General features: G+C 70.1%; 17 protein-coding genes and 1 pseudogene. 13 read left to right on the forward strand and 5 right to left on the reverse strand.

The window, feature by feature from the left end; genetic code table 11:
* Positions 1–153: 153 nt before the first annotated feature.
* The 5 genes from ABZ906_RS41985 to ABZ906_RS42005 all read left to right on the forward strand — a co-directional run bounded on the left by ABZ906_RS41985 (position 154) and on the right by ABZ906_RS42005 (position 5,521).
* The gene (locus ABZ906_RS41985; protein WP_361195848.1) at positions 154–687 is read left to right on the forward strand and encodes a hypothetical protein; all 534 of its coding nucleotides are present in this window, start codon (positions 154–156) and stop codon (positions 685–687) included.
* Positions 662–1,942, forward strand: coding sequence for an ABC transporter substrate-binding protein (locus tag ABZ906_RS41990; RefSeq protein ID WP_361391885.1), 1,281 nt, complete (start codon positions 662–664; stop codon positions 1,940–1,942). The genes ABZ906_RS41985 and ABZ906_RS41990 overlap by 26 nt, the downstream gene beginning before the upstream one ends.
* Positions 1,943–2,106: 164 nt before the next feature.
* The gene (locus tag ABZ906_RS41995; RefSeq protein WP_361195844.1) at positions 2,107–3,387 is read left to right on the forward strand and encodes a glycosyltransferase family 4 protein; all 1,281 of its coding nucleotides are present in this window, start codon (positions 2,107–2,109) and stop codon (positions 3,385–3,387) included.
* Entirely contained in the window at positions 3,384–4,259 is an 876-nt protein-coding gene (locus ABZ906_RS42000; RefSeq protein WP_361195842.1) for a hypothetical protein, read from the forward strand. The genes ABZ906_RS41995 and ABZ906_RS42000 overlap by 4 nt, the downstream gene beginning before the upstream one ends.
* Positions 4,260–4,423: 164 nt before the next feature.
* Complete coding sequence (locus tag ABZ906_RS42005; RefSeq protein ID WP_361391888.1) at positions 4,424–5,521, forward strand: YafY family protein; 1,098 nt, start codon at positions 4,424–4,426, stop codon at positions 5,519–5,521.
* Here ABZ906_RS42005 and ctaD read toward each other — a convergent pair.
* Positions 5,457–7,094 (reverse strand): annotated as a pseudogene (ctaD, locus tag ABZ906_RS42010) (cytochrome c oxidase subunit I); the annotation flags it as partial. The gene ABZ906_RS42005 and the pseudogene ctaD sit on opposite strands and share 65 nt — an antisense overlap.
* Positions 7,095–7,510: 416 nt before the next feature.
* Here ctaD and ABZ906_RS42015 point away from each other — a divergent pair.
* The gene (locus ABZ906_RS42015; RefSeq protein ID WP_361195838.1) at positions 7,511–7,726 is read left to right on the forward strand and encodes an I78 family peptidase inhibitor; all 216 of its coding nucleotides are present in this window, start codon (positions 7,511–7,513) and stop codon (positions 7,724–7,726) included.
* Between the two features lie 123 nt (positions 7,727–7,849).
* Here the strand turns inward: ABZ906_RS42015 and ABZ906_RS42020 are convergent, their stop codons facing one another.
* Entirely contained in the window at positions 7,850–8,872 is a 1,023-nt protein-coding gene (locus ABZ906_RS42020; RefSeq protein WP_361195836.1) for a phosphatase PAP2 family protein, read from the reverse strand.
* A 236-nt stretch (positions 8,873–9,108) separates the two neighbouring features.
* Positions 9,109–10,266 (reverse strand): glycosyltransferase family 39 protein, encoded by a 1,158-nt coding sequence (locus ABZ906_RS42025; protein WP_361391891.1) that lies wholly within the window; start codon positions 10,264–10,266, stop codon positions 9,109–9,111.
* Between the two features lie 230 nt (positions 10,267–10,496).
* Here ABZ906_RS42025 and ABZ906_RS42030 point away from each other — a divergent pair, with 230 nt between their 5' ends.
* Together ABZ906_RS42030 and ABZ906_RS42035 are read left to right on the forward strand one after the other, a co-directional pair.
* Positions 10,497–12,122, forward strand: coding sequence for an MFS transporter (locus ABZ906_RS42030; RefSeq protein WP_361195832.1), 1,626 nt, complete (start codon positions 10,497–10,499; stop codon positions 12,120–12,122).
* 131 nt (positions 12,123–12,253) lie between these two features.
* Complete coding sequence (locus ABZ906_RS42035) at positions 12,254–13,450, forward strand: acyl-CoA dehydrogenase family protein (RefSeq protein ID WP_361195831.1); 1,197 nt, start codon at positions 12,254–12,256, stop codon at positions 13,448–13,450.
* Positions 13,451–13,463: 13 nt separating this feature from the next.
* On the opposite strand, the gene ABZ906_RS42040 is transcribed toward ABZ906_RS42035, so the two are convergent.
* The gene (locus ABZ906_RS42040; protein ID WP_361195829.1) at positions 13,464–13,907 is read right to left on the reverse strand and encodes a cell division protein SepF; all 444 of its coding nucleotides are present in this window, start codon (positions 13,905–13,907) and stop codon (positions 13,464–13,466) included.
* A gap of 288 nt (positions 13,908–14,195) precedes the next feature.
* Between ABZ906_RS42040 and ABZ906_RS42045 the strand changes: the two genes are divergently transcribed.
* Complete coding sequence (locus ABZ906_RS42045) at positions 14,196–15,491, forward strand: DUF5685 family protein (RefSeq protein WP_361391894.1); 1,296 nt, start codon at positions 14,196–14,198, stop codon at positions 15,489–15,491.
* Positions 15,492–15,565: 74 nt separating this feature from the next.
* On the opposite strand, the gene ABZ906_RS42050 is transcribed toward ABZ906_RS42045, so the two are convergent.
* Positions 15,566–16,525 (reverse strand): ABC transporter substrate-binding protein, encoded by a 960-nt coding sequence (locus ABZ906_RS42050; RefSeq protein WP_361391897.1) that lies wholly within the window; start codon positions 16,523–16,525, stop codon positions 15,566–15,568.
* Positions 16,526–16,528: 3 nt separating this feature from the next.
* Here ABZ906_RS42050 and ABZ906_RS42055 point away from each other — a divergent pair, with 3 nt between their 5' ends.
* The 4 genes from ABZ906_RS42055 to ABZ906_RS42070 all read left to right on the forward strand — a co-directional run bounded on the left by ABZ906_RS42055 (position 16,529) and on the right by ABZ906_RS42070 (position 19,558).
* Positions 16,529–16,687, forward strand: coding sequence for a hypothetical protein (locus tag ABZ906_RS42055; protein ID WP_361391900.1), 159 nt, complete (start codon positions 16,529–16,531; stop codon positions 16,685–16,687).
* A gap of 383 nt (positions 16,688–17,070) precedes the next feature.
* The gene (locus tag ABZ906_RS42060; protein ID WP_361195822.1) at positions 17,071–17,928 is read left to right on the forward strand and encodes an amino acid ABC transporter permease; all 858 of its coding nucleotides are present in this window, start codon (positions 17,071–17,073) and stop codon (positions 17,926–17,928) included.
* A complete protein-coding gene (locus tag ABZ906_RS42065) occupies positions 17,925–18,800 on the forward strand; it encodes an amino acid ABC transporter permease (RefSeq protein ID WP_361195820.1) in 876 nt (291 codons plus the stop codon). The genes ABZ906_RS42060 and ABZ906_RS42065 overlap by 4 nt, the downstream gene beginning before the upstream one ends.
* A complete protein-coding gene (locus ABZ906_RS42070; protein ID WP_361195818.1) occupies positions 18,797–19,558 on the forward strand; it encodes an amino acid ABC transporter ATP-binding protein in 762 nt (253 codons plus the stop codon). The genes ABZ906_RS42065 and ABZ906_RS42070 overlap by 4 nt, the downstream gene beginning before the upstream one ends.
* Positions 19,559–19,639: the final 81 nt, after the last annotated feature.

A 19,639-nucleotide genomic window follows, 5' to 3' on the forward strand; every position in this document is an offset into this window, starting at 1 on the left:
GTCAATGGATTGCACTATGCCTTCTGGAAGCCGACCCTGAAAGCTCCGGGCCGTGACGGCTCGGACCGACACCCGGTGGTGAACCAGATGGTTCTCTGGACCAGCCCCAGGCGGGGGAGCGATCTCAAGCGGGGAAGGGTGCACAGCGCGGCGATGGCGGCAGCCGCGGTCCTGCTCGTCGCTCCGGCCGCCGTGGCGTGCGGCGACGACAGCGGCGGGGGCGGCGAGAGCGATCCGCCGAAGCCGTCCGCAGAGAAGACCGCTCAGGACACGCAGGACGCCCCTACCGATGACACGGACGCCCCCTCGGACGACGCCTCCGCGCCCGCGGACCCGGCGGCGGCCGAGAAAGAGGTCAAGGAGAACTTCGAGAAGTTCTTCGACCCCGCCGTCTCCATGAAGGACAAGGAGGCCGTCCTGGAGGACGGCCCGAAGATGAGCGCCGTCCTGAAGAGCTTCAGCGGCGACGAGCGCGGCAAGCAGGTCAGCGCCGACGTCAACAAGGTCGAGTTCGGCTCGGCGACCGAGGCGGACGTGACGTACGCACTCACCCTCAAGGGCGCCACCGCGCTGCCCGACGCCGCGGGCACCTCCGTCAACCAGGACGGCACCTGGAAGGTGTCCGTCAAGACTCTCTGCGCACTGGTGAAGCTGAGCGGCAATGAGTCGCCCGGTCCGGGTTGCTGAGACCCTCGCGGTGGCCGCGCTGCTCGTGGCCGTGGCGGGCTGCGGCAGCCGGCTCCCCGAGAGCGACTTCGAGGGCCGCGGCACCGCGCCCGCCCCCGCGGGGGCGCCGGTCAGGGTCGGCATCATCACCAGCGCGACCAGCCCGGTCGGCGGCTCCGCGTTCACCGGGCCGAGGGACGGGGCCAAGGCGTACTTCGAGCGGCTGAACGCGCGCGGCGGGATCGGCGGCCGCAAGGTCGAGGTGCGCACGTGCGACGACGGCGGCAGCGGCGTCGGCAACAGCGCGTGCGTGCGCAAGCTGGTCGAGGAGGAACGCGTCGTGGCGCTCGTCGCCACCAGCTCCCTCGACTACGCCGGGGCCTCCCGTGTCTCCGGCGCCGGCGTGCCCGACATCGGCGGGCAGCCGATCGGGTCCGCGTACGACACCTATCCGCATCTGTACGGGATCTACGGCAGCCTCGCCCCGCGGAACGGGAAGCCGGGCTGGGGCGGCAAGCTGATCGGCGGCACCGAGGTCTACCGCTACTTCAAGCGGGAGCAGGGAGCGCGGACCGCCGCCGTCGTCTCCTACAACCAGGCCGCGTCCGCCGCCTACGCCCGCCTCGTCACCCGCGGTCTGAAGGCCGAGGGCTACAAGGTGATCACCGAGCAGGTCGACTTCGCGCTGCCCAACTTCCGCGCCGCGGCGGCCGACCTCAAGGAGCAGGGCGCCGACCTGGTCTTCGACGCGATGGACACCCATGGCAACGCCCGGCTGTGCGAGGCCATGGACGAGGTGGGGGCGAACGTCACCGCCAAGGTCACCAACGTCCAGAACTGGACCTCATCGGTGGCGGACGACTACAAGGACGCACCGCGCTGCCGCAACGCCCTGTGGGCCACCGGAGCCAGCCGCAACTACGAGGACACGGATCATCCGGCGGTACGCGAGTTCCGCGACGCCATGAAGGGGCACAAGGATCTCGGTCAGTGGCAGCTGGAGGGCTGGGCGGCCGCCATGTGGTTCACCGACGCGGCGACGTCGTGCCGGCAGGACGTCACGCGCGCGTGCGTCGACCGCTTTATGCACCGGGGTAAGTCATACACCGCCCGGGGGCTGCTGCTTCCGGTGACGTATGAGGAACGGGCCGATCCGCCGGAGACCCGTATGACCTGTGTGTCGGTGGCCCGCTGGAAGGACAGTGAGGGCTGGGTCACACAAGGCGACATGAACAAAAACTGCTTCCACGTGCCGCAGCTCTCCTACCAGCCATGATGCGTGTAAACGGCAGGAAAGTTCCCGGAGCCGCGTACCAAAGGCACAACTGTTGAGGAACAAGATGATGATGAAACCCAACCCTCTGACCGTAATCCCCGTCTAACCCTGCGGTAGGCGGACGAGAAGGACTGTCCGCGGGGAAGCGTGGGATACGGGGACGCATGCACATCTCTTTCCTTATTCACAACGCGTACGGAATCGGCGGGACGATCCGGACGACGTACAACTTGGCGAACACGCTCGCCGAGCAGCACGACGTCGAGATCGTCTCCGTCTTCCGGCACCGCGACGAACCCGTGTTCTCGCCCGGCTCCCGCGTCCGGCTGAGTCACCTCGTCGACATGCGCAAGGAAAGCCCCGGCTACGAGGGAGAGACCCCCGACGCCCTGCGGCCCGCCCGGACGTTCCCGAGCGCGGAAGGCCGCTACCGCCAGTACAACGCCCTCACCGACCGGCGGATCGCCGAGCACCTCTCCTCGCTCAGCGCCGACGTGGTCGTGGGTACCCGCCCCGGCCTGAACGTGCACATCGCACGCGAGGCCGCGCGCGGACCGCTGCGCGTCGGCCAGGAGCACCTCACGCTCGACAGCCACTCCAAGGACCTGCGCCGCCAGCTGCGCAGCGTCTACCCCCGCCTCGACGTCCTGACCACGACGACCGAGGCCGACGCCCGCGCCTACCGCCGCAAGATGCGCCTGCCCGGAGTCCACGTCCAGGCCGTGCCCAACCCCGTCCCCGCACCCGGCATCGAACCCGCCGACGGCAACCAGAAATGGGTCGTGGCGGCGGGGCGCCTCGCCCCCGTCAAACGCTACGACCTGCTGATACGGGCCTTCGACCAGGTCCGCGCCGAGCGCCCCGACTGGCGCCTTCGGATCTACGGCGGCGGCAAGCAGAAGGACAAGCTGCGCGCCCTGATCGACGAACTCGGCCTCTACAACCACGTCTTCCTGATGGGTCCCGCCCACCCCATCGAGCCCGAGTGGGCCAAGGGCTCCATCGCGGCCGTCACCTCCAGCCTCGAATCCTTCGGCATGACGATCGTCGAGGCCATGCGCTGCGGCCTGCCCGTCGTCGCCACCGACTGCCCGCACGGCCCCGGCGAGATCATCGAGAACGGCGTCGACGGACGCCTCGTCGAGGTCGGCAACCCCGACGCGATCGCGGGCGGCCTGCTCGAACTGATCAACAACGACACACTGCGCCGGCAGATGGCGGGTGCGGCCCTCGAGGACTCCGAGCGCTTCGACCCGACCCGCATCGCCGAGCGCTACGACGCGATGTTCACCGGGATGGTCGCCCGCGGCAGCTCCTTCGGCGGCCGGGTGCGCGGATCGCTGCACCGCACCCGGGGCGCCCTGCTGGGCGGCGCGTACGCGGTGCGGGACATGGGACACGGGGTACCGACCAGCGGCATACAGACGAAAGGATCCACCGCATGACGGCCTTGGCCACCTCGGACGCCTCATCGCCCTGCGACGCCGGTGTCGATCAGGACGTCGCCGCGGCACCGCGCGCGGACTGCATAGCCGACTCGGCGGGCGGGCTCACCTTCGACGTGACCGACCCCGGCGGCGAGGGCGCCGCCTACCTCCTGCTGCGCCGCCGCGATGCCGCGTCCGCCGACGAGGACGTGCGCCTGCCGCTGTCCCCGGCCGCCGACGGCAGGCTGCGGGCCGCGCTGCCCAGCAGCGTCGAGCTGGCCGAGGGCCGCTGGAACGCCTACGCGGAGGTCGGGGGAGGCACCCCGCGCCGCCTCGCCCCCGGCGTGAACGACCTGCGCTCCCTCGTCGACCGCGCCCCCAGCGGGGCCCGCGGCTACATCTCCGTCCGCATTCCGTACGCCACCAAGCAGGGAAACCTTTCTGTACGCAGCTGGCTGCGCGCACCGCACGCCGAGATCGGCGAGCTGAAGATCGCCGGCACCTCGGTCACCGCGCAGGGCCGCGTGTACGGCACCGCGCTGACCGGCGCCGCCTGCGCCGAGGCGTCCCGCCGCGGGGAGCCCGACCGGATCGAGCGCTACGAACTGACCGCCGACGGAGCGGAGTTCGGCTTCGCCCTGGACTGCGACGTGCTCGCGGCCGACGGCCCGGGGCCCTGGGACCTCTGGCTGCGCCCGGCGGGCGGGAGCGGGCCGCGGATCCGGCTCGCCCGGCTCCTGGACGACGTGCCGGACAAGAAGCAGATCTTCACCTACCCGTCGGCGCGGCTCGACACCGAGGCGCACGGCCCGCTGGACGCGGGGATGTACTACACGAACGACAACGACCTCTCCGTACGGATCCGCGAGGCGAACGCGGTCGAGGACTGACGCGAACAGGGCTGACGCGAACAGGCCTGACGCGAACCGGCCTGACGCGAACCGGCCTGACGCGAACCGGCCTGACGCGAACCGGCCTGACGCGGACAGGGCTTACGGGAGCCCGGCGCCATCGCGGACCGTGGTTGTCCGCGACGCCGGGCACAATCGGCTCCATGTTGGAGACCTCCGCACGACTGCTCCGCCTGCTCTCGCTGCTGCAGGCCCACCGCGACTGGTCGGGCGCGGACCTCGCCGACCGGCTCGGCGTCACCCCGCGCACGGTGCGGCGTGACGTGGACCGGCTGCGCGAACTCGGCTACCCCGTGAACGCCAGCCCCGGCACGGGCGGTGGCTACCAGCTCGGCGCGGGCGCGGAGCTGCCGCCGCTGCTCCTGGACGACGACGAGGCGGTCGCGGTGGCCGTCGGTCTGCGCACCGCCGCGGGACAGGGCATCGAGGGCATCGGCGAGACCTCCGTACGCGCCCTGTCCAAGCTGGAGCAGGTGCTGCCGAGCAGGCTGCGGCGCCGGGTCGGCGCGCTGACGGCGTTCACGGTGCCGATGCTGCGCAGCCCGCAGCAGCAGAGCGTCGACCCTTCGGTACTGACCGAACTCGCGCACGCCTGCCGTGACGCGGAGCGCCTGCGCTTCGACTACCGCGACCACGGCGGCAGTTCGACCCGCCGCACCGTCGAACCGCACCGCCTCGTCTGCACCGAGCGCCGCTGGTACCTGGTCGCCTGGGACGTGGAGCGCGACGACTGGCGCACCTTCCGCGCGGACCGCATCGAACCCCGGCCGCCGCACGGCCCCCGTTTCGCGCCGCGCACCCCGCCCGCCGACGATCTCGCCGCGTACGTCTCCAAGGGCGTCTCCACGCGCGCGTACGCGGCACAGGCGGTGTTCCGGCTCCTGGTGCCGCTTGAGGAGGCGGCCCAGCGGGTCTCTCCGTCGGACGGCACGCTGGAGGCGGAGACCGACCACAGCTGTCTGCTGCGCACGGGCGCCACGAGCCTGGACGTCATGGTCATCCATGTCCTGCTGATGGGCTTCGAGTTCCAGGTCGTCGAGCCGGCCGGCTTCACCGAGCGGCTCGGCTCGGCGCGGGACCTCCTCAGCCGGGCCCTGGACCGGGGTGTTCGGTCTGCGGATCAGGGTGCTGGGCTTCCGACGGCCCAGACGGCCCAGACGGCTCCGGGGGCGGGAACGCCGCGTACTCCGGATGGTGCAGATCGAACGCCGGGGACTCCGAGCGGATCCGGGGCAGCGTGACGAAGTTGTGGCGCGGCGCCGGGCAGGCGGTGGCCCACTCCAGGGAGCGGCCGAAGCCCCAGGGGTCGTCGACGTCGACCTTCTTGCCGTACTTGGCTGTCTTCCAGACGTTGTAGAGGAACGGCAGCGTGGACATGCCGAGCAGGAACGCGCCGATGGACGAGATGGTGTTGAGCACCGTGAAGCCGTCCGCCGCCAGGTAGTCCGCGTACCGCCGCGGCATGCCCTCCGCGCCCAGCCAGTGCTGGACGAGGAACGTGAGGTGGAAGCCCACGAAGAGCGTCCAGAAGTGGATCTTGCCGAGCGGTTCGTCGAGCATCTTGCCCGTGAGCTTCGGCCACCAGAAGTAGAAGCCGCCGAAGGTCGCGAAGACGACGGTGCCGAACACCACGTAGTGGAAGTGGGCCACGACGAAGTACGAGTCGGTGACGTGGAAGTCGAGCGGCGGCGAGGCCAGGATGACGCCGGTGAGCCCGCCGAAGAGGAAGCTCACCAGGAAGCCGATCGCCCACAGCATCGGCGTCTCGAACGACAGCGAGCCCTTGAGCATCGTCCCGGTCCAGTTGAAGAACTTCACGCCCGTGGGGATCGCGATGAGGAAGGACATGAAGGAGAAGAAGGGCAGCAGCACCGCGCCCGTGGCGAACATGTGGTGTGCCCACACGACGACCGAGAGCCCGGTGATGGCCATCGTCGCGCCGATCAGGGGCAGATAGCCGAAGATCGGTTTCCTGCTGAACACCGGGATGATCTCGGAGATGATCCCGAAGAACGGCAGCGCGATGATGTAGACCTCGGGATGCCCGAAGAACCAGAAAAGGTGCTGCCACAGCAGCGCACCGCCGTTCTCCGGGGCGAACACCATGGCGCCGAAGCGCCGGTCCGCCTCCAGGACGAGCAGCGCGGCGGCGAGCACGGGGAACGCGAGCAGCACCAGGATCGAAGTGAACAGGACGTTCCAGGTGAAGACGGGCATCCGGAACATCGTCATGCCGGGCGCCCGCATCCCGATGATGGTCGTCAGGAAGTTCACCGAGCCCAGGATCGTGCCGAACCCGGAGAGCGCAAGCCCCATGATCCATAAGTCGGCGCCGATCCCCGGCGACCGTTCCATGCTGTTGAGCGGCGCGTAGGCGAACCAGCCGAAGTTCGCCGGGCCGCCGGGCACCAGGAGCGAGCCGAGCACCATCAGGCCGCCGAACAGGAACAGCCAGTACGAGAGCATGTTGAGCCGCGGGAAGGCGACGTCGGGCGCGCCGATCTGCAACGGCATGATCTCGTTGGCGAAGCCCGCGAAGGTCGGCGTCGCGAAGAGCAGCAGCATGATCGTGCCGTGCATGGTGAACGCCTGGTTGAACTGTTCGTTCGTCATCAGCTGGAGGCCGGGGCGGGCCAGTTCGGCCCGCATCATCAGCGCCATCAGGCCCGCGGCGAGGAAGAACACGAAGGACGTGATCAGGTACAGGTGACCGATCTTCTTGTGGTCGGTGGTGGTCAGCCAGTCCACCAGGAGCCGGCCGGGGGTCCTCTGCCGGACGGGTCGCGCCTGCGCCGTTGCGGTCTCGGTCCCCATACGCTCGCCCCTTCGCCGTCGCGCACCCCGGGCATGCCAACCGGGGCCATGATGCTCGCGTCACCCCGACTCCGACAGGGGGCGTACGGGAACGCCGTGCTGGAACCGTGAATTCCCCATGCGCCGTCACATCCCTTCGGGCGCCCGGAAACGAGGAAATTGCACAGGGTGCGTAAAGCCGTCCCGGCCGTTTTCCCGCCGTGCTATTACGGCCGATTCCCGGCGCCGTCAAGGAGGCGGCGGTAAATCCGGGAATCACGTCGGAACAACTACACAACCGCCCGTACGTGTGACGGAGTTAAGGGGAAACGCGTGTCGTGATCCTGTGACAAAAGCGTGACCGGAGGGGGACCGGTGACCCATGGTGTCCGGCTACGGCCTTCCCCGGCCGGGCCGCGCCGCCTAACGTGGCGGACATGGCACCTATTCCGACCCCTCCCGCCGAACCCCAGGACAGCCTGGACGCCTACGTGGGCCTCGCGGCCGAGGGCGCCGAGCAGCAGGCCCGCGCGCGCGGCTGGTCCACCGTCAGGTCGTTGCCGCCGGGCGCGATCATCACGATGGAGTACCTCGCGGGGCGGCTCAACTTCGAGGTCAAGGAAGGCGTCGTGATCCGCTGCTGGAAGGGCTGACGGCCGCCGACGCGGCACGACGTACGGCCGAGACAGGCGAAAGGCCCCGGTTCCGTGACGGAACCGGGGCCTTTCGCGATGCGGGGGAGGGTTGTGCGTACCGGCCCCCGCTGTCTTCGGGGCCTAGCCGCCGGCCACCGGGCGGGGCGACGTGGCGGCGCGTGAGGCGCGCTCGGAGTGCGGCGGGCGGCGGCTGCCCGCCGGGGTGACCGGGCTGCGCTCGGAGCGCGGTGTGTGCGGGCCCGGCGCGAGGTAGGCCGGGGCGCGGGCGGGGCGTGCGGAGCCGACCGGCTCGCGGTGCGGGGGCTCGTCCGTCGCTGCCGCGGGGGCGGGCTGGGGCACCATCGCGGGGACCGGGGTGACCGGCGCCGGGACGGCGGAGCCCGCACGGCGGGAGCGCCAGAGGTCGCGCACGTGGAAGATCCAGCCCTCGACGCGGGTGAGCAGCGGCTCCACCCAGGGCAGCGCCAGCAGGACGAGCAGACCGGCCGCCCAGCCGAGGAACACGTCGCTCAGCCAGTGCGTGCCGAGGTAGACGGTGGTCAGGCCGACGCTGAGGGAGACCACGGCGGAGAGCGCCGAGAGATAGCGGCGGGTGCGCGGGGTGGAGGCCATGTAGGCCAGGATTCCCCAGGTCACCACGGCATTGGCGGTGTGTCCCGAAGGAAATATATCGCCGCCGAGCCACATCTCGTTGGCGCCGATCGTGGTGGCGTAGTGCGGGCCGAGGCGGCCCATGCCGATCTTGGCGGCGCCGACCGTGACGTTGAGGAGCAGCAGGGCCGCGCCGAACGTCAGGAGCGGGCGGATCGTGTGCTGGCGCCAGGAGCGCCAGCCCAGCCAGGCCGCGACCATCACCGCCGTCGGGCCGCGCTGGCCCAGGACCACCCAGTAGTCGAGGAAGGCGTGGATCTCGGGCCACTGCTGATAGGGCCGGAAGAACATGACCTGCCAGTCGAACCGCACGAGCCACGAGGTGGCCAGCACGGCGACCACGATGGCGAGGTAGAAGGCCAGGGTCGCGCTGAAGAGCACGATCCGGTGCCTGCTCATCCTCGGTACATCGAGGCCGGCCGGTCGTTCCGGCTCACGGTCGAGACGGGCGAAGACCCGGTCCAGACGGGTGAGGTTTCGTTCGGTACGCACCCAATCGACGTTACAGCGAGTGAGTGTGTGACTAGGCCGAATCGGTGTCTTTGTGATGACGATGTGATGTGGCATTGATCTCAGACGGGGGTTTATTCCGGCGTTTTCCCTATTAGGCCGGGAGTCCCGTACTGAATTCGTTGATCATTTCTACGGCTGTTTTATGGCGCTTATGAATTAGTTCACCGTAGCCTGGTGTGGAATTTCCCCCGCGCTCACCGGAACTCCGGAAACGATCATGGCGGACCCGAGCCGTTCAACCAGAACGCCCCGTACACCGCGCTCGCCGCGGCCACACCCCCCAGGACAAGGGCTGACCTGGACGTACGCAGCCGGGCGAGCGCCACGGCGAGGGGCAGGAGGAGCGGGAAGGCGGGCAGCAGGAGGCGCGGCTTCGAGCCGAAATAGCCCGCGGCGCACAGGGCGAGCGCCACGACGATCCCGGTGTAGACGAGCAGCGGCAGGGGCTGCCTCCCGCGTACGCCGACGACGTAGAGCCAGATCACCAGCGCGACCCCGACGAGCAGACCGACCCCCGCGAGGGCCGCGGGGAAGGCGGTGAACTTGTCGCCGATGAAGCGGGCGAAGGCGTAGCCGAAGTCGAAGCCGTTGCCCCAGCCCGCCTGGACGTCGAGATAGCCGAGGATGCCGTCGCCGGTGCGCCGGCCGACCCACAGGACGTAGCCCGCGGCGCCCAGCGGGGCGAGCACCGCCCCGAGGAGCATCCGCCGGTCCGCCGACCGCTCCCGCCGGATGCGGACGGCCGCCGACACCCAGATCGCCGCGACGACCGCCGCGCCCACGGGACGGGTCAGCCCCGCGCAGGAGGCGAGCACGCCCGCCCACACCCAGCGCCCGGTGAGCACCGCGTACAGCGACCAGGCCGCGAGCGCCGTGAAGAGGGACTCGCTGTACGCCATCGACTGCACGATCCCCACGGGCAGGACCGCCCACAGGGTGACCGCGCAGATCCCCGCGTGTCGCCCGTAGAGGTGATCGGCGATCGCGAAGATCCCCGCGGCGGCGCAGAGCGACGCGAGCCAGCTCACCACCAGGCCCGCGTCGGCGTACGACAGCGGGCTGACCGCCGAGACGAGCCGCTCCAGCCACGGCAGCAGCGGGAAGAACGCGAGGTTCGAGTGGACGCTGCCGTCCGGCAGCCTCACCTCCCAGCCGTAGCCGAACTCGGCGACGCGGGTGTACCAGAGCGAGTCCCAGCGGGCCGTGAGGAGCGTGTGCGGGCTCTTGCCCGCCGCCGCGCTCCACACCGCGAGCACCGCGACCCCGAGGGCGCGCACCCCGGCATAGGCGAGGAGCGCGGGTGCCGCGCGGTGCAGCGCGGCACCCGCACGGGCCCCGTACGAAGGCGGCGGGCACTGATCAAGGTCGTTCACGGGCACGATTATCGGCGTAGGCGGGAACCGGCCACCCGGTCGGGTGCGTGGTCCAGGCGTGGGCAGCGTGGCGTACGCCACACCCTCTCCGCTCAACCGTGAGAGGTCCGCCACGCGCCACTGCCGTGAACTCGCGTACTCTGACGGCTCACTCGCCCTTCGTTGCCGCCAGCTGGGAGATCACGTCCCGCGGGGCCGCCGATGCGAGGGATCACTGGGAGGTATCGCACATGTCGGGTTCAACCACGGCCACCGCTCCTTCCGGCCGTCGGGTACCCGGGTCGCAGGGTGGCGCCAACCGCTGGCTGGTGCTCGTCGTTCTCTGCGTAAGCCTGCTGCTCGTCGCCGTGGACGCCACCGTCCTGCACGTGGCGGTGCCCGCGGTCACGGAGGACCTGAAGCCCGGCGGCATAGAGCTGCTGTGGATCGTGGACGTCTATCCGCTGGTCTGCGCCTCGCTGCTCATCCTCTTCGGCACCCTCGGCGACCGGGTGGGCCGCAGACGGGTGCTCCTGCTCGGCTACGCCCTCTTCGGCGTGGCGTCCGCCGTGGCCGCCACGGCGGACAACGCCCAGATCCTGATCGCGGCCCGCGCCCTGCTCGGCATCGGCGGCGCGATGATCATGCCCGCGACGCTCTCGATCCTGCGCCAGGTCTTCCCCGACCGGCGTGAGCGCGCCGTCGCCATCGGCGTGTGGAGCGCGGTGGCCGGAATCGGCGCCGCGGGCGGACCGCTGCTCGGCGGTTTCCTGCTCGAGCACTTCTGGTGGGGCTCGGTCTTCCTCATAAACATCCCGCTGATGCTGGTCAGCCTGCCCATCGGGCGGCTGCTGCTTCCCGAGTCGACGGGGGATCGCGACGGGCCGTGGGATGTCGTCGGGGCGCTGATGGCCGCGGGCGGTCTCTTCGGTCTGGTGTTCGCGGTGAAGCGGGCGGGCAGCGGAGAGTCGCCGTTCGGCATGACGACCCTCCTCTCGTTCTTCGTCGGCGTGGCCCTCCTGATCGGCTTCGTCCGCAGGCAGCGACGGCGCAAGCACCCGCTGATAGACCTGTCGATGTTCGCGCGGCCCGCGTTCAGCACCTCGCTCGGCTGCATCGTCCTCGCGATGCTCGCCCTGGTGGGCCTGGAGCTGGTCGCCGCGCAGTATCTGCAGCTGGTGCTCGGCCTCTCGCCGCTGGAGACCGGCATGCGGCTCGTGCCGCTCACCGTCGCCGCGATGGTGGCGGGCCTCGCGGGGTCGAAGTTCCTGCACCGTTTCGGCCCGCGCGTGATGGTCGCCTCCGGCTTCACCCTGACCGCGGTGGCCGTGGTGGTGCTCACCGGCATGGGCGACCAGATCAACGACCCGTTGATGATCACCAGCTTCGTGCTGCTCGGCCTCGGCCTGCAGACCACGCTCTTCGGCAGTTACGAATCGATGCTCAGCGAGGCTCCCCAGTCGCAGGCGGGCGGCGCCGCGGCGATCGGCGAGACCTCGTACCAACTGGGCGCCGGCATCGGCATCGCGCTGCTCGGCAGCGTCATGAACGCCGCGTACGCGCCGGGCCTCTCGAACGTGCAGGGCGTCCCCGCCAGGGAGAGCGCCGCCGCGAGCCACTCGCTCGGCGAGGCGTACCAAGTCGCCTCGGGGCTCGGCGGCGGGGCGGGCGAGGCGCTGCGCACCGCGGCGCGCGAGTCCTTCGTGCACGGGCTGCACGTGACCCTGCTGGTCAGTGCGGGGCTGCTGCTGCTCGGCGCCCTGATGGCGCTGAAGCTGCCGCGGACCATGGAGTGCGGGACGCCTGCGGCGCCGCCCGAGCAGGGGGTACCGGCACCCCGCACCGAGGCGGAGGTCCCCGCGGAGTCCGTCCGCTGACGTGCTTCCCGGCCCCCGGCCGGGGAATGCCCCCACCCATACGCCCTTGTTCCTGCGCGACCCCGCGTCGTAACGTCGGCGCGAACCCTAGTAACTACCACTGCTAGTTTTTGCGCCGCCGGAGGCCCGAGATGTCCGCACGCAGCCGTACGCCCCTGCCGCCCTTCGACCCCGCCGACCCCCTCGGCATCGACGACCTCCTGGAGCCGGAGGACCTCGCGATCCGGGAGACCGTCCGCGGCTGGGCGGCCGACCGCGTCCTGCCGCACATCGCCGACTGGTACGAGAAGGGCGAGCTGCCCGGCATCCGCGACCTCGCCCGCGAGCTGGGCTCGATCGGCGCGCTCGGCATGTCCCTGGAGGGCTATGGCTGCGCCGGGGCGAGCTCCGTCCAGTACGGCCTCGCCTGCCTGGAGCTGGAGGCCGCCGACTCCGGCATCCGCTCACTGGTCTCCGTGCAGGGCTCCCTCGCCATGTACGCCATCCACCGCTTCGGCTCCGAGGAGCAGAAGCAGCGCTGGCTGCCCGGCATGGCCGCGGGCGAGATCATCGGCTGCTTCGGCCTGACCGAGCCCGACCACGGCTCCGACCCGGCGTCCATGCGCACGTTCGCGAAGAAGGACGGCACCGACTGGGTGCTCACCGGGCGCAAGATGTGGATCACCAACGGTTCGGTGGCCGGGGTCGCCGTGGTCTGGGCGCACACCGACGACGGAATCAGGGGCTTCGTCGTCCCCACCGACACGCCCGGCTTCTCGGCGCCCGAGATCAAGCACAAGTGGTCGCTGCGCGCGAGCGTCACCAGTGAGCTGGTCCTCGACGAGGTGCGGCTGCCGGCCGACGCCGTGCTGCCCGAGGTCACCGGGCTCAAGGGCCCCCTGAGCTGTCTCTCCCACGCGCGCTACGGCATCGTCTGGGGAGCCATGGGCGCCGCCCGCTCCTCCTTCGAGGCAGCCGTCGACTACTCCAGGACGCGCGAGCAGTTCGGCAGGCCCATCGGCGGCTTCCAGCTCACCCAGGCCAAGCTCGCCGACATGGCGGTCGAACTGCACAAGGGCATCCTGCTCGCGCACCACCTCGGCCGGCGCCTGGACGCGGGCAGGCTCCGTCCCGAGCAGGTCAGCTTCGGCAAGCTCAACAACGTACGAGAAGCGATCGACATCTGCCGCACTTCCCGGACGATCCTCGGCGCGAACGGCATCTCGCTGGAGTACCCCGTGATGCGGCACGCGACGAATCTCGAATCGGTGCTCACCTACGAAGGCACCGTCGAGATGCATCAGCTGGTGTTGGGCAAGGCGCTCACCGGCCTCGACGCCTTCCGGTGAGCGGCCTCGCCCGCTAACTCTGGTTGAAGAAACCGTCCGTCGGACGGCTCGCGGCCTCCCCGTTGACGATGTGCGTGTCGGCGGGGGTCAGCAGGAAGACCCGCGTCGCCACGCGCTCGATGGAGCCGCGCAGGCCGAAGGTGAGGCCCGCGGCGAAGTCCACGACGCGCTTGGCGTCGCCGGGCTCCATCGACGTGAGGTTGATGATGACCGGGACACCGGACCGGAAGAGCTCGCCGATGCCGCGCGCGTCCCGGAAGCTGTCCGGGGTCACGGTCCCGATCCGACGGCCTTCCTCCTCGGCCGCCTCGCTCGCCACCCGCACCCGCGGGTCGGTCACCCAGGCATCCCCGGGTCCCTCGGCTCCGTCGTCGTCATAGCCGTCGTAGTAACGCTCGTCGTTGTTGTTGTCGTCGACGAGGCCAAGCCAGGCACTCGCCTTGCGCACCGATCCCATGGACGCCTCCTCTCACAGCGGGCTTTCTGCGTTCCGCATCCCCATGTTCGTCCATGATGCGGATAGTGCGCCAAGTGGATAGTCGCCGCGCGGGGTTTTCGTGACGGGACTGGTGCAGAGTCAACACGCTGTTTCTCGTGGTCCTCAAGGGTCCTGCTGTGTACGGCTGCTGACAGTGAGTGAAATATGATTCTTCACGGCGTATGGGTGACGGGCGGTGCGTCCGGGTGAACGACCTCCTCGATACGATGCCCCGGTTGATCGTAAACAGGCTCACGGGGGAGTCGCATGTTCGGAATCGTCAGGCCCTGCAGCCATCGCCTGGGCGAGGGTCTCAAGACCCAGTGGATGGCGCATCTGTGCGGGCTCTGCCTCGCGCTGCGCGGTGACCACGGGCAGTTCGCCCGGGTCGTGACCAACTACGACGGCCTGATCATCTCGGTTCTGACGGAGGCTCAGGCCGAGGCGTCCACCGGCTGGCGCCGCACCGCGGGCCCCTGTCCGCTGCGCGGCATGCGCACCGCGTCCGTCGCGCAGGGCGAGGGCGCGCGGCTCGCCGCCGCGGTCTCGCTGGTGCTCGCGTCGGCCAAGGTACGGGACCACGTCGTCGACGGGGACGGCCTCTTGGCCCGCAGGCCGGTGGCCGCCGCCGCCCGCAAGGTCGCCCGGAGCTGGGACCGGGCGGGCGCCCGCACCGGCGCCGACGTGGGCTTCGACACGGCGGTCCTGCTGGACGCCGTCGAACGGCAGGTCGGCATCGAGGGCTTGGCGGGCCCCGGCACCTCCCTGCTCACGGTCACCGAGCCGACCGAGACCGCGACCGCCGCGGCCTTCGCGCACACCGCCGTCATCGCGGGCAGGCCGGGCAACGCCGAGCCGCTCGCCGAGGCGGGGCGGCTCTTCGGCAGGCTCGCGCATCTCCTGGATGCCGTGGAGGACAAGGAAGCTGACGCCGCGTCGGGAGCCTGGAACCCGCTGACGGCCACGGGCACGGGCCTTACCGAGGCCAGGCGACTGGCCGACGACGCCCTGCACGGCATCCGCCTCGCGCTGCGCGACGCCGAATTCACCGACGGCAAGCTCGCCCACATGCTGCTCGCGCACGAGCTGGGGCGGTCCGTGGACCGTGCCTTCGGCACCGACGCGTGCGGGCACAGCCACGAGGTGACGGCACATCAGGGCGGCTCCTTCGGGCCGCCGCCTCCGGGCCAGGGCGGGCCGTACGGACCTCCCTCCAGCGGTCCGTACGGCCCGCAGTCCCCGTACGGAGGCGGCAATCCGTACGGAGGCGGGGTGCCCGGCGGTCCGGGCGGTCCTGTGGGGCCCGGTGGTCCCGGCGGGCCGGGCGGTTTCGGTGGCGGGCCCGGGTTCGAGCCGCAGCCGCCGAAGCCGGGCAAGCGGGGGTTCTGGGCGGGGTGCGCGGTCGCCATCGGCCTGTGCTGCACCTGCAAGCTGTGCTGCGCCGATTCGTACGAGGGCCCCTGGTCCCGCAAGAAGCGCGAGGGCTGCTGCAACAACTGCGGCGGTGACGCGGGCTGCTGCTCGTGCTGCGAGTGCTGCTCCTGCTGTGACTGCGGGCTCTAGGGGCTTCGGGGCCGGCGCCCCGAAGGGGCGCGGGGAACTGCGCGATCAGCCACGACGAACCCGCAGACGACAGATCAGTCCTTGATCTCCGGCGGGGAGATCCGGGACTCCTCGATCGCGGAGTCCCGGGTGCCCCACTTCCGCAGGATGCGGTCGTACGTGCCGTCCTTGATCAGCTGGTTCACCGCTGCTTGGAAGGCGGGCGCCAGCCTCGTGCCCTTCTTGAAGGCGAAGCCGACGTCGAGACGGTGGTACTCGCCGAGGAACTTCAGGCCCTCCTGGTGGTCGACCGCGTAGCGCAGGCCGTTGATCGTGGACATCACCACATCGGTGCGGCCCTGCTGGAGCGATCCCCAGATCGCGCCCTGCTCGGCGTACGTCTTCACGCTGTACGGCTTCTTGCCCGCGTCCTCGCAGACGTGCTTGTTGTCCTCCAGGGTGACCTCGAAGGTGGTGCCCGCGCCGGTCGCCACGTTCAGGCCGCACAGCTGCTCGAAGTCGGTGACCTTCTTCAGCTTGCTGTCGTCGCGGACGGCGAAGCCCTGGCCGTCGTTGATGTACGTGACGAAGTCGATGGTCTTGCGCCGCTCCTCGGTCACGCCGAAGTTTCCGGTGCCCAGGTCGTACTTCCCGCTGTCCAGGGCCGGCAGGATCGCCTCGAAGCTCGCGGCCTCGCGTTTCAGCTTCAGGCCGAGCGCCTTGGCGACGGCCGCGGCGAAGTCGGCGTCCTGGCCGACGATCGTCTTGCCGTCCTCCAGGTAGGTGTTGCCCGGCGGGCTGCCGCCGACGGCGGTCGCGAGACTGAGCGAACCCCGCTCCCGTACGTCCGCGGGCAGGAGCTTCGCGGCCGCCGCGTTCTTCTTGACCGAGGAGACCACGTCCTGCGTGGGAATTTTGTCGCTCTTGCCCGCGGGCGCCGCGCCGCCCGTGGTGTCGGCCGAGTCGCCGGAACCGCAGGCGGTGACCGTGAGAGTGGCGGCGGTGATCAGGGCGAAGGCCGCCGGGATACGGCGGGCATACGGGGACTTGCTCATGGCGTGACGGTCTCCATCAGGCAGCAGGGCAGGGCGGAGCGGACGTACGAGGGAGGGGTGCCGTCGCCCGGTGCGGTGCGTGCGGAGCGTGCGGTGCACAGCGGTGCGGCGGCGGTGTACGCGTGTGAAGGCGAGGTCAACGGCGCGCGGACGCACGGATAGTGCGGTCCACGGGATACGCGAAGCGGAAGAGACCCCGGAAACGGAAGGGCTCAGCGCGCAGGGGGTCGGCTCAGAGAGTCGTCGAACACGACGCCGACCACACTCGACCGAAGTCGATGTGGGAGCGCGTGACCAGCCACTGCTGCGGATGCATGGGGCAAGTGGAACAGGCATCCGTTTCCGCGTCAACTGCCGTGAGACCTACCGCTCATATCCTGGACATCCTTGACAGCGGGCCGAAAGTGCCCCGTACTCTCAAGGCGGATCGTGCTGAGGGGCTCGGTCCGTGTGAAGGCACCACCCGTGTGTGATCTCCCGCCGAGCGTTTCGCCACGCGATCGCGCCGCGCGCCGGAGATCTCCGACATCCACGGAGCCTTCGCCATGTCTTCCGACACGCTCGCCAAAGCCGCGCAAGCCCCTCCTCAGGAACCACCGCCCGACGTCCCGCACATCGTGCCGCGGCGCCGCGCCGGGCAGTGGGTGGCCGCCGCCGCGGTTCTCGTGCTCCTCGGGCTCGCCGTCAACTCCGTCGTCCGCAACGACGCGTTCCAGTGGGACGTGGTCGGCGACTACTTCACCTCCGCGTCCGTGCTGCGCGGCCTGTGGCTCACGCTCTGGCTGACCGCCGTCGTCATGGCGCTCGGCTTCGTGCTCGGCGCGATCCTCGCCATGGGGCGGCTCTCGTCCAACCCCGTTCTGCGCGGGGTCAGCTGGGGCTATGTGTGGCTCTTCAGGTCGATGCCGATCCTGGTGCAGCTGCTGTTCTGGTTCAACATCGGGGCGCTGTACCCGTACCTCTTCGGCGTGAAGACGGTGAACCTCCTCGGGCCGATCACCATCGCCGTCATCGGGCTCACCCTGCACGAGGCCGCGTACGCCGCCGAGGTGGTGCGCGGCGGCATCCTCTCCGTCGACCGCGGGCAGATCGAGGCCGCGCAGGCGCTCGGGCTCAGCCGGTGGCGCAGATGGCGGCGGATCGTCCTGCCGCAGGCCATGCGCTCCATCGTGCCGCCCGCCGGGAACATGCTGATCGGCACGCTCAAGGGCACATCGATCGTCAGCGTGATCGCGGTGCAGGACCTGCTGTACTCCGTGCAGCTCGTCTACCACCGCACCTACCAGGTCATCCCGCTGCTCCTGGTCGCCACCATCTGGTACGTCGTGATCACCTCGCTGCTCAGCGTCGGCCAGTACTACGTCGAGCGGCACTACGCCCGCGGTTCGGAGCGCACCCGATGAGCGTGACGGAGCGCAAGCCGGTCGATGACATCACCGAGGACGACTTCGGCGCGCTGAAGGTCGTCCCCGTGCGCCACCCCTGGCGCTGGGCCGCCGTCGTCGCGACGGCCGTCCTCGTGGCCCAGTTCGCCCACGGCCTCGCCACCAACTCCGGCTGGGAGTGGGAGGTGTTCGCCGAGTTCTTCACCGCCGACGTGATCCTCAAGGCGGTCTGGGTCACCCTCCAGCTCACCTTCTACGGCACGGCTCTCGGCTTCGCGCTCGGCATCGTGATCGCCTTCATGCGGCTCTCGGCGAGTCCGTTTCTGAAGGGGGTGGCCTTCGCCTACATCTGGGCGTTCCGGTCGATCCCGCTCATCGTGCAGCTGCTGTTCTGGTTCAACCTCGCCTACCTCTACAAGGAGCTCCAGTTCGGGATCCCGTTCGGGCCCGGCTTCTTCTCCTTCGACACGATGGGGCTCGTCGGCGCGATGAGCGCGGCGGTCCTCGGGCTCGCCCTGCACCAGGCCGCGTACGCCGCCGAGATCGTGCGCGCGGGCGTCCTGTCCGTCGACGGCGGCCAGCTGGAGGCCGCGGCGGCGCTCGGCATCCCGAGGCTGCGCCAGATCCGCCGCATCATCCTGCCGCAGGCGATGCGCTCGATCCTGCCCAACGCGGCCAACGAGATCATCTCCCTCTTCAAGGGCACGTCGATCGTCTCCGTGATGGCGATCGGCGAGCTCTTCTACCAGGTGCAGGTCATCTACGGCCGCAACGGCCGCGTGGTGCCGCTCCTGATGGTCGCCACCGCCTGGTACGTCCTGCTCACCAGCGCCCTCTCCGTCCTCCAGCACTACGTCGAACGTCACTTCTCGAAGGGGGCATCGCGATGAGCGCGATGGTAGAACTCCGGTCCGTACACAAGTCCTTCGGATCCCTGGAAGTACTGCGGGGCCTGGACCTGGAGGTGCGCAAGGGCGAGGTCACCGTCATCCTCGGCCCCTCCGGCTCCGGCAAGTCCACCCTCCTGCGGGCCATCAACCACCTGGAGAAGGTGGACAAGGGCTGGATCAGCGTCGACGGCGCGCTCGTCGGCTACCGGCGCTCCGGCGACAAGCTGTACGAGCTGCGCGAACGCGAGGTGCTCAAGCAGCGCACCCAGATCGGCTTCGTCTTCCAGAACTTCAATCTCTTCCCGCATCTGACCGTCCTGGAGAACATCGTCGAGGCGCCCGTGTCGGCGCTGAAGCGCCCGCGCAGGGAAGCCGAGGCGGACGCCGGGACCCTGCTCGCCAGGGTCGGGCTCGCCGACAAGGCGGACGCGTACCCCAAGCAGCTCTCCGGCGGACAGCAGCAGCGGGTCGCCATCGCCCGCGCGCTCGCCCTGGAACCCAAGCTGCTGCTCTTCGACGAGCCGACGTCGGCGCTCGACCCCGAACTGGTCGGTGAAGTCCTCGACGTCATCAAGGACCTGGCGAGCCAGGGCACCACGATGATCGTCGTCACCCATGAGATCGGCTTCGCGCGCGAGGTCGCCGACACGGTCGTCTTCATGGACGAGGGACTCATCGTCGAGCAGGGCGCCCCCGGCGACGTACTCGACCGGCCGCGGCACGACCGCACCCGCGCGTTTCTCTCCAAGGTCCTCTAGCCGAGGTCCTCTGACCAAGGTCCTTTAGCCAAGGTCCGCTAGCCCACGCCTCCGCAGACCCACCCCTCTCCAGGAGCTCCC

The organism is Streptomyces sp. NPDC046925 (assembly GCF_040644915.1).
GTDB lineage: Bacteria > Actinomycetota > Actinomycetes > Streptomycetales > Streptomycetaceae > Streptomyces.